Genomic DNA, 8,404 nt, shown 5'->3' with positions numbered 1-8,404 from the left:
CGCCCGCCGCTCTGCCTTGCAGATCGCCGAGGAAATCGAGGATGTAGGCGGCTATATCAACGCCTATACCTCGCGCGAGATGACCGCCTATTACGCACGGGTGCTGGGTGCCGATGTCGGCATGGCGCTGGACGTGATCGCAGATATCGTGCTGAACCCCGCCTTCGACAAACGCGAGATCGAGGTTGAGCGCGGCGTGATCTTGCAGGAAATCGGGCAGGCACTGGATACACCGGACGATATCATCTTTGACTGGCTGCAAGAGGCCGCCTACCCCGATCAGCCGATGGGGCGCACCATTCTGGGGCCAGCCGAACGCGTCGCGGGTTTTCGCCGGGCCGATCTGTCGGGGTTCGTGGCCGAACGCTATGGCCCCGATCAGATGATCCTGTCGGCCGCAGGCGCGGTGGACCACGCAGCACTGGTGCGTCAGGCCGAGGCGCTTTTTTCCGGTCTCGCGCCCAAGGGCGCGCAGCAGGTAGAGGCGGCACGCTGGATGGGTGCTGAAAGGCGCGAAGTCAAAGACCTCGAACAGGTCCACTTTGCCTTTGCGCTGGAAGGGCCAAGTTTTCTCGACCCCGATCTTTACACCGCGCAGATCTATGCAACTGCCCTTGGCGGCGGCATGTCTTCGCGCCTGTTCCAGAAGATTCGCGAAGAGCGCGGTCTTTGCTATTCGATCTTCGCCCAAGCAGGGGCAAGCGACGATACCGGGATGATCACGATCTACGCGGGCACATCGGCGGAAGACATTGGCGCGCTTTGCGAACTGACCATGACCGAATTGAAGCGCGCCGCCAGCGACATGACCGAGGCCGAGGTGGCGCGGGCACGCGCGCAGATGAAGGCAGGTTTACTGATGGGGCTAGAAAGCCCCTCTAGCCGCGCGGAGCGGATGGCGCGCAATCTGGCCGTTTATGGCCGGGTGCCGGGGCTGGACGAGATTTCCGCGCGTATCGAAGCGGTCACAACGCCCTTGGTGCGCGACTTCGGCGCGCGCCTTGCCGCCTCGGGCCGCTCGGCACTGGCGCTTTATGGGCCGGTCGAGGCGGCACCGGGCCTGCAAGCACTGCGTGAGGAGTTGTCGCGCTGATGCTGATGCGCAAGCCGAAGCTTCGGATCGAGGCAAAGCGGCTGACGCTGCGCTTGCCACTGCATTCCGATTTTCGCGACTGGCTGAGCCTGCGTGCAGAAAGCCGCGATTTCCTGACCCCGTGGGAGCCGACATGGCTGCCCGAACATCTGACCCGCAAGGCCTTTGCCAACCGCGTCTATTGGGCCGCACGTTCCAGCTCCGGGGGCACTGCCTTGCCGCTGTTTCTGATCCGGCGCGAAGATCAGGCGTTTATCGGCGCGATCACGCTCGACAATATCCGCCGCGGACCTGCGCAGGGCGGCACGCTTGGCTATTGGGTAGGCGAGAAATACGCACGCCAAGGATATATGCGCGAGGCGATCGAGGCGGTTGTGCATCACGCCTTCAGCACACTTGATCTGAGCCGCGTCGAAGCTGCCTGCCTGCCCGAAAACCTCGCCTCGCGTGGGTGCCTAGAGAAATGCGGCTTCAAATACGAGGGCGTGGCGCAAAGCTATCTGCAAATCAACGGTCGCTGGCGCAACCATGTGCTCTATGCCACGCTGCGCGGCGATCGGCGCGGGCGCAGCGGCGCGGGCTGAAATGGGGTGCCGCCCCGGAACCCTCGGGGTTAGTGCGCAATGAAGAAACCGCAGGTTTCGGGGTAGGCATGACGGTCTGGGTCGCATTGTTGCGCGGGGTAAATGTCGGCAGCGCCGGGCGGCTTCCGATGGCGGCGTTCCGTGCGATGCTAGAGCGGCTCGGGGCGCGTGACGTTCGAAGCTATATTCAAAGTGGCAATGCAGTCTTTCGATCTGCGCACACCGCGCCCGCGCTTGAGGCCGAAATTGCCGCAGGTATCGCGGTAGAGTTCGGCTTTCGCCCCTCGGTGCTGCTGCGCGGGGTCGGTGAGATGGCCGACATTCTGGCCGCCAACCCATTTGCGAAAGCGGGCGCAGACCCAAAGTGCGTGCATATCTTCTTTCTGACGCAACCCGCAGCGGGGGCCGATGTTGCTGGCTTGCGTGCATTGGCGGCACGGGGTGAGGTGTTTCATCTGACCGATGCCGCCTTCTATCTTTATGCGCCAGAAGGTATTGGCCGCTCTGCGCTTGCGGCGCGCGCCGAGCGGCTGTTGGCCGTGCCCGCCACCGCGCGCAATCTGCGCACGGCAGAGGCGGTGGCGCAGATGGCGCAGGATTTGGCCGTGACGGAGGAATGATGCTGAACACCGCCGACACCCGCTTTTCTGCGCGCCTTGGTGCCTTGCTACCTGAAGGCACGCTCTGCGATGCCCCGCCAAGCTATCTGGTCGAGCCGCGCGGTCGCTTGTTTGGGCAGGGCGGGGTGCTCGCGCGGCCGCGCAACACTGCCGAGGTCGCCACGATCTTGCGGCAATGTTCGGCCGAAAGGGTGGGGGTGGTGCCCTATGGCGGCGGCACGGGGCTTGTCGGCGGACAGGTCAACCCCGAGGGGCCAGCACCGCTGATCCTGTCTCTGGAACGGATGGCGGCGTTGCGCCAGATCGACCCGGTCGGCAATGTGGCGATAGTCGAGGCGGGGGCGGTGCTGGCCGATGTGCAGGCCGCCGCATCCGCCGTGGGGCGGGTGTTTCCGCTGACCTTGGCGGCGCAAGGCTCGGCGCGCATCGGCGGGGTGCTTGGTACCAACGCGGGCGGGGTAAATGTGCTGCGCTACGGTGCCGCGCGCGATCTGTGCCTTGGCATCGAGTCGGTGCTGGCCGATGGCACCGTGATCGGCGGGTTGAAACGCTTGCGCAAAGACAACACCGGCTACGATCTGCGCAACCTCATGATCGGGTCCGAGGGCACATTGGGTGTGATTACCGCAGCGGCGCTTCGCCTGTTTCCGCGCCCTGCCGGCGAGGGCACGGCGATGCTGGCCGTGGCGGGGCCAGCAGAGGCGCTGGCGCTACTGGCGCTGGCCGAGGCGCGGCTGACGGGCTGCATCTCGGCCTTCGAGCTGATCCACCGGCAGGGCTTGGCCTTTCTGGCCGAGGTCATGCCAGACCTGCGCCAGCCCTTTGCCGTGCCGCCCGAATGGACGGTGCTGGTAGAGCTGGGTCTGCCTGACGGCATCGACCCCGAGGCCGCACTGACGGGGCTGTTCGAGGCGGGCTTGGAGGCCGCGCTGGTTTCTGACGGGGTGATCGCGCAAAACGGGGCGCAGCGCGCCGAAATGTGGCGCCTGCGCGAAGCGATCCCCGAGGCGAACCGCCGGGTCGGCGCGATTTCAAGCCACGACATCTCGCTGCCGCTCGACGCGCTGGCAGCCTACATCGCCAAGGCCGACTCGGCACTGGCGCGGCACGGCGATTACCGGGTCAACTGTTTTGGCCATCTTGGCGACGGCAACCTGCACTACAACGTCTTTCCGGCCAAGGGCCGCCACCGCGACAGTTACGAGGCCGAGCGCGGGGCGGTAAAATCCTTGGTGCATGATCTGGTGGCGGAGTTTGGCGGTTCGATTTCTGCCGAACACGGGATCGGGCGGATGAAGCTGGCCGATCTGGAACGCTACGGCGACCCCGGCAAACTGGCCGCGATGCGCCATATCAAGGCCGCGCTCGACCCGATTGGCATCATGAACCCCGGCGCGGTTTTGCGGCAGGGTTGAACGCCCGCCGGAAAAGACCGCGCCCCGCCACGGAGAAACCGTAACGAGGCGCGGCGCATTAGGTTCACGTGGTGCAAGCAGCCGAACCTTCTGACCTGCCCGGCTTATCGTGATTCGGGTTGCAAATTGGTTAGCGCCGCTTCAGGCGCCATCAAACTCGCACAACATGTGCAGATTGACCCCAAGCTTGCGCAGCAATGCTTCGCCGCCAAGTTCAGGCAGGTTGACGACGAAGGTGCAGCCAATCACCTCGGCCCCAAGCCTTTCCACCAGCTTGATCCCCGCTTCGCAGGTGCCGCCAGTGGCCAGAAGGTCATCGACGATCAGCACCCGCTCGCCCGGTTGCAAGGCATCCTCATGAATCTCCATGATCGCCTCGCCGTATTCAAGCTTGTAGGCTTGGCTGATCGTCTGGCCGGGCAGCTTGCCCTTTTTGCGGATCGGCACGAAGCCGACCGAAAGCTGATGCGCAATCGCGCCGCCCAAGATGAAACCGCGCGCCTCAAGCCCCACCACCTTGTCGATCCGGGTTCCGGTCCACGGTAGCAGCAACTGGTCAACCGCCATGCGAAAACCGCGCGCGTCGGCGAATAGCGTGGTGACATCGCGGAACAGAATCCCCTCATGCGGGAAATCAGCGATGGTGCGGATGTAGTCGCGGACGGTCTTGGTCATGAGGGTCTCCGGGCGGGTATCAACGCGGCAGGGTTAACACGGTGTCGGGGCGGCAGGAAGTGTGGGCCAAGGTCGCGGCAGCGCATTCAAAAAACCTGCCATCCTCGCGCCATGGCTTACCCGCCTCTTGCCAAGCGCGCCACCTTGCGCGCCCGTGCCAGTGTGTAAAGCCCGCTGGCGATGATGATGGCACTGCCGATCAGCATCGGGGCGTCGGGGCTTTCTTGAAAGACCAGCACGCCCAGTGCCAGCGCAAAGATCAGCCGTGTGTAGCGGAACGGGGTGATGACCGAAACCTCGCCCATCCGCATCGCCGCGGTCAGCCCGTAATAGGCAGCAACGCCGAAGATCGTGGCAAGCACGAGGCCCACCATTTCAGGCGCACCCGGTAACGCGGCACCACCCGTAACAGCCAGAATCGCTGCTCCTGTCGGGATCAGCATGAAAAACCCGTAGATGCCCAACTGCACATTGCTCAGCACCGGGGCTGCGGCGCGGGTGGCAAGGTCGCGCCCTGCAAAGCCCAGCATCCCCAGCACGGTGAACAGCGAGGCGGGGCGGAACCCTTCCATCCCCGGACGCAGGATGATCAGCACGCCCACAAAGCCCGCCGCAATCGCCGCCCAGCGCCGCCAGCCGACCTGCTCGCCAAAGATCAGCGCGGCCCCGGCGACCACCACCAGCGGTGTTGCCTGTAAAATCGCCGAGGCGTTCGACAGCGGCGTAAGCGCTATGGCCAACGTGTAGCCCAAGCGGCCCGCCACCTCGCACACCGATTTTACAAGGATCGGCCAAGAAAGGATCGCCGGGTGCAGCACCCGCTCGCCCCGCCTCAGCGCCATCACGATAAAGGCAAGCATGCCGCCTAGCCCGAAGATCATCAAAATCTCGCCCACCGGCAGCACCGCCGCCGTGCGCTTGATGAACATGTCCTCAAGCGCGAATCCGCCCATCGCAGCCACCATCAGCACGCTACCGCGGGCGTTGCTCACCATCGTTCTCCCTTGCCTGGTGCGGAAGCGATAGCTTGGTGCGTGGCGAAGTGTAAACCGCCCTCTTTTCAAAACCGCCTCGAGGCGCATAGGTTGACGCGGCAATTATAGGGACAAAAATGCAAACCATGATCGGAATCATCGGCGGCTCGGGCGTCTATCAGATCGAGGGGCTGGAAGGGGCAAGCTGGGTCAAGGTCGCAACCCCTTGGGGCAAGCCCTCGGACGAAGTGCTGGTGGGCCGCCTTGGCGGTGTGCCGATCGCGTTTCTGCCCCGACATGGGCGCGGCCATGTGCACAGCCCCACCAGCGTGCCCTACCGCGCCAATATCGATGCGATGAAGCGGCTGGGCGTGACCGATCTTGTGGCCGTATCCGCCTGTGGCAGTTTCCGCGAAGACATGGCACCGGGTGACTTCGTGATCGTCGATCAGTTCATCGACCGCACATTCGCGCGCGAAAAATCGTTCTTCGGCCCCGGATGCGTGGCGCATGTGGGCTTTGCCCAGCCAACCTGCGCGCGCCTGTCGGACGCGTGCTTTCACGCAGCCGAAGCCGAGGGGGTGCGCGTGCATCGAGGTGGCACATACCTTGCGATGGAGGGGCCGCAGTTTTCGACGCTGGCGGAGTCGCGTCTTTACCGCGAGGTTTGGGGCTGCGACGTGATTGGCATGACCGGAATGCCCGAGGCAAAACTCGCCCGCGAGGCAGAGCTTTGCTATGCCTCGGTCGCTATGATTACCGATTTCGATTGCTGGCACGAGGGCCATGGCGCGGTTGACGTGGCCACGGTCGTTGCAACGCTCGGTGCCAATGCCGAACACGCGCGCGGTCTGGTCGCGCGGCTGCCCGCGCTTTTGGGCGCGGACCGCGTGCCTTGCGAACATGGATGCGACCGCGCGCTGGAACACGCGATCATGACCGCGCCCGACGCGCGCGACCCAGAGGTCTTGGCGCGGCTGGATGCCGTGGCAGGGCGATTGCTGCGGTAGGGGGCTGCGCCGCGCCCTGCCACGCAAATGCGCGGCCGTTGGCCGCTGCGGCCCCCGGCGCGCACATCCTGCTTGCATCTCGGCCCCCCTTCCGGCATCCCAGAACTGACCCAAGACAGCGAGCTTGCCATGACCCATCGCATCGCCATTCTCGGCGCTTCCGGCTATACCGGCGCCGAACTTGTGCGGATCATCGCCACCCATCCCAGTATGCGGATCGTGGCGCTATCGGGCGACCGCAAGGCCGGCATGGCCATGGCCGAGGTGTTTCCGCATTTGCGCCACCTCGCACTGCCGTCGCTGGAAAAGATCGAGGATATAGATTTTTCGGGCGTCGATCTGGCGTTTTGCGCACTGCCGCACGCCACCTCGCAAGCGGTGATCGCATCGCTGCCGCGCGAGTTGAAAATCGTCGATCTGTCAGCCGATTTTCGACTGCGCGACCCCGCAGAATATGAAAAATGGTATGGCAAGCCGCATTCCGCACCCGAATTGCAGCGCGAGGCGGTCTATGGCCTGACCGAGTTTTACCGCGATGCGATCCGCGGCGCGCGGCTGGTTGCAGGCACAGGTTGCAACGCCGCCGCGGGCCAGTTCGCGCTGCGCCCGCTGATTTCGGCCGGGGTGATCGATCTTGACGAGATCGTGATCGACCTGAAGGCCGGGGTCTCGGGTGCGGGGCGCAGCCTAAAGGAAAACCTGCTGCATGCAGAGCTTTCGGGCGGCACCCACCCCTATTCGGCTGGGGGCACCCATCGGCACCTTGGCGAATTCGATCAGGAATTCAGCCTCTTGGCAAACCGTCCGGTGCGCGTGCAGTTCACGCCGCACCTCATGCCCTTCAATCGCGGCATCCTTGCCACGGTCTATGTGCGCGGCAATCCGGCCGAGATTCATGCAACTTTGGCCGCCGCCTACGCTCCAGAGCCGTTTCTTGAGGTGCTGCCTTTTGGCGCACTCCCCTCGACACGGGCGATTGCAGGCTCCAATTTCGTGCATGTTGGCGTGATTGGTGACCGCTTGCCGGGACGTGCGGTGGTGATGGTTGCGCTTGATAACCTTAACAAGGGGTCGTCGGGGCAGGCGATCCAGAACGCGAACCTGATGCTGGGAATCGAAGAGACCGCCGGGCTGATGCTCGCCCCGGTCTTCCCGTAAAGGAGTAACGATGAAAAGCCTGAAGAAGAAACGCCGCGTACAAGTTCTGCTACTTGCTGCGGTGGCACTCGGAACGGCCTTTCTGGCCTTCTATTTTGCGATAGGCGACGGCGTGCAATATTTCCGCTCGCCCGTTCAGGTTATCGAACAGCCGCCGAAACCGGGCGAGACCTTCCGCATCGGCGGGCTTGTGGAAACCGGCACCTTGCAGCGCGGCGCATCGACCACGATTACCTTCAATGTCACCGACGGCGGTGCCTCGATTCCGGTCCGCTTTACCGGCGTGCTTCCCGATCTGTTTGGCGAGGGCAAGGGCATGGTCGGCACCGGCACAATGGAAGACGGCACCTTTATCGCGCGCGAAATCCTTGCCAAGCACGACGAAAGCTACATGCCCGCGGAAGTGATCGACGCGCTGAAGGAACAAGGCGTCTACGAAGCGCCCGGCACCTGAGCCGTTCGGCCCGGTCTCAATGAATTAACGTCATGTGACCAGCCTTCCCCCGTCCAGTAAGGGGGATGCCCGTGAAAACCGTTGCTGAAATAGCCCGCGAAATCGTCGCCCGTGAGGGCGGCTTTACCAATGACCCCGACGATCCGGGTGGTGCCACCAAGCACGGCGTCACCATCGGCACCTTGCGCCGCCTCGGGCTTGATCTGACCGGCGACGGTGAAGTGACCGTGGCCGATGTTCACGCGATCACCGCAGCAGAGGCCGAGGCGATCTTTATCAAGCACTATTTCGAGGCCGCAAACCTTGCCGCCTTGCCCGAACCGCTGCAAGCCACCGTGTTTGACATGTATGTCAACGCAGGCGGCGGCGCGATCCGCATCTTGCAGCGACTGCTGAACGAAATGGGCCATGATCTGGCGGT

The 8,404-nt window shown here is 64.0% G+C and carries 10 protein-coding genes; 8 read left to right on the top strand and 2 right to left on the bottom strand.

Annotation, left to right across the window (positions count from 1 at the left end):
* The 4 genes from ABY403_RS10450 to ABY403_RS10435 form a co-directional block, all read left to right on the top strand.
* Positions 1-1,093: M16 family metallopeptidase (locus tag ABY403_RS10450; protein WP_372840744.1), on the top strand; the 1,093-nt coding region annotated here is incomplete at its 5' end.
* A complete protein-coding gene (locus tag ABY403_RS10445) occupies positions 1,093-1,677 on the top strand; it encodes a GNAT family N-acetyltransferase (protein ID WP_372840743.1) in 585 nt (194 codons plus the stop codon). The genes ABY403_RS10450 and ABY403_RS10445, both read left to right, overlap by 1 nt.
* Before the next feature lie 68 nt (positions 1,678-1,745).
* Positions 1,746-2,297: a DUF1697 domain-containing protein gene (locus ABY403_RS10440; RefSeq protein ID WP_372840742.1), complete on the top strand. Its 552-nt coding sequence runs from the start codon at positions 1,746-1,748 to the stop codon at positions 2,295-2,297.
* Entirely contained in the window at positions 2,297-3,712 is a 1,416-nt protein-coding gene (locus tag ABY403_RS10435) for an FAD-binding oxidoreductase (protein WP_372840741.1), read from the top strand. The genes ABY403_RS10440 and ABY403_RS10435 overlap by 1 nt, the downstream gene beginning before the upstream one ends.
* 141 nt (positions 3,713-3,853) lie before the next feature.
* Here ABY403_RS10435 and ABY403_RS10430 read toward each other — a convergent pair whose 3' ends face one another.
* Both ABY403_RS10430 and ABY403_RS10425 read right to left on the bottom strand, forming a co-directional pair.
* A complete protein-coding gene (locus tag ABY403_RS10430) occupies positions 3,854-4,387 on the bottom strand; it encodes an adenine phosphoribosyltransferase (protein WP_372840740.1) in 534 nt (177 codons plus the stop codon).
* 116 nt (positions 4,388-4,503) lie between these two features.
* Entirely contained in the window at positions 4,504-5,379 is an 876-nt protein-coding gene (locus ABY403_RS10425; RefSeq protein ID WP_372840739.1) for a DMT family transporter, read from the bottom strand.
* Positions 5,380-5,498: 119 nt separating this feature from the next.
* Here ABY403_RS10425 and ABY403_RS10420 point away from each other — a divergent pair, with 119 nt between their 5' ends.
* From ABY403_RS10420 to ABY403_RS10405, 4 genes are all read left to right on the top strand, one after another.
* Positions 5,499-6,371 carry an S-methyl-5'-thioadenosine phosphorylase gene (locus ABY403_RS10420; RefSeq protein ID WP_372840738.1) on the top strand — a complete coding sequence of 291 codons (873 nt, stop codon included), beginning with the start codon at positions 5,499-5,501 and terminating at the stop codon, positions 6,369-6,371.
* 129 nt (positions 6,372-6,500) lie between these two features.
* Positions 6,501-7,529, top strand: a complete 1,029-nt coding sequence (gene argC, locus ABY403_RS10415; RefSeq protein ID WP_372840737.1) for an N-acetyl-gamma-glutamyl-phosphate reductase — start codon at positions 6,501-6,503, stop codon at positions 7,527-7,529.
* Between the two features lie 10 nt (positions 7,530-7,539).
* Positions 7,540-7,983, top strand: a complete 444-nt coding sequence (gene ccmE, locus ABY403_RS10410; protein WP_372840736.1) for a cytochrome c maturation protein CcmE — start codon at positions 7,540-7,542, stop codon at positions 7,981-7,983.
* Between the two features lie 71 nt (positions 7,984-8,054).
* Positions 8,055-8,404, top strand: a 350-nt coding sequence (locus ABY403_RS10405) for a glycosyl hydrolase 108 family protein (RefSeq protein ID WP_372840734.1), incomplete at its 3' end; no start/stop codon positions are given.

It is taken from the genome of Phaeovulum sp., from assembly GCF_041596715.1.
Lineage (GTDB): Bacteria > Pseudomonadota > Alphaproteobacteria > Rhodobacterales > Rhodobacteraceae > UBA6213.
The sequence above is the reverse complement of the archived record's forward strand: the minus strand, read 5'-3'. Positions and strand labels throughout refer to the sequence as shown.

What these genes read in the sequence shown, in the direction of transcription:
- ccmE (WP_372840736.1), top strand. Translation starts at nt 7,540, where the DNA reads ATGAAAAGCCTGAAGAAGAAACGCCGCGTACAAGTTCTGCTACTTGCT.
- ABY403_RS10420 (WP_372840738.1), top strand. Translation starts at nt 5,499, where the DNA reads ATGCAAACCATGATCGGAATCATCGGCGGCTCGGGCGTCTATCAGATC.
- argC (WP_372840737.1), top strand. Translation starts at nt 6,501, where the DNA reads ATGACCCATCGCATCGCCATTCTCGGCGCTTCCGGCTATACCGGCGCC.
- ABY403_RS10445 (WP_372840743.1), top strand. Translation starts at nt 1,093, where the DNA reads ATGCTGATGCGCAAGCCGAAGCTTCGGATCGAGGCAAAGCGGCTGACG.
- ABY403_RS10435 (WP_372840741.1), top strand. Translation starts at nt 2,297, where the DNA reads ATGCTGAACACCGCCGACACCCGCTTTTCTGCGCGCCTTGGTGCCTTG.
- ABY403_RS10440 (WP_372840742.1), top strand. Translation starts at nt 1,746, where the DNA reads ATGACGGTCTGGGTCGCATTGTTGCGCGGGGTAAATGTCGGCAGCGCC.
- ABY403_RS10430 (WP_372840740.1), bottom strand. Translation starts at nt 4,387, where the DNA reads ATGACCAAGACCGTCCGCGACTACATCCGCACCATCGCTGATTTCCCG.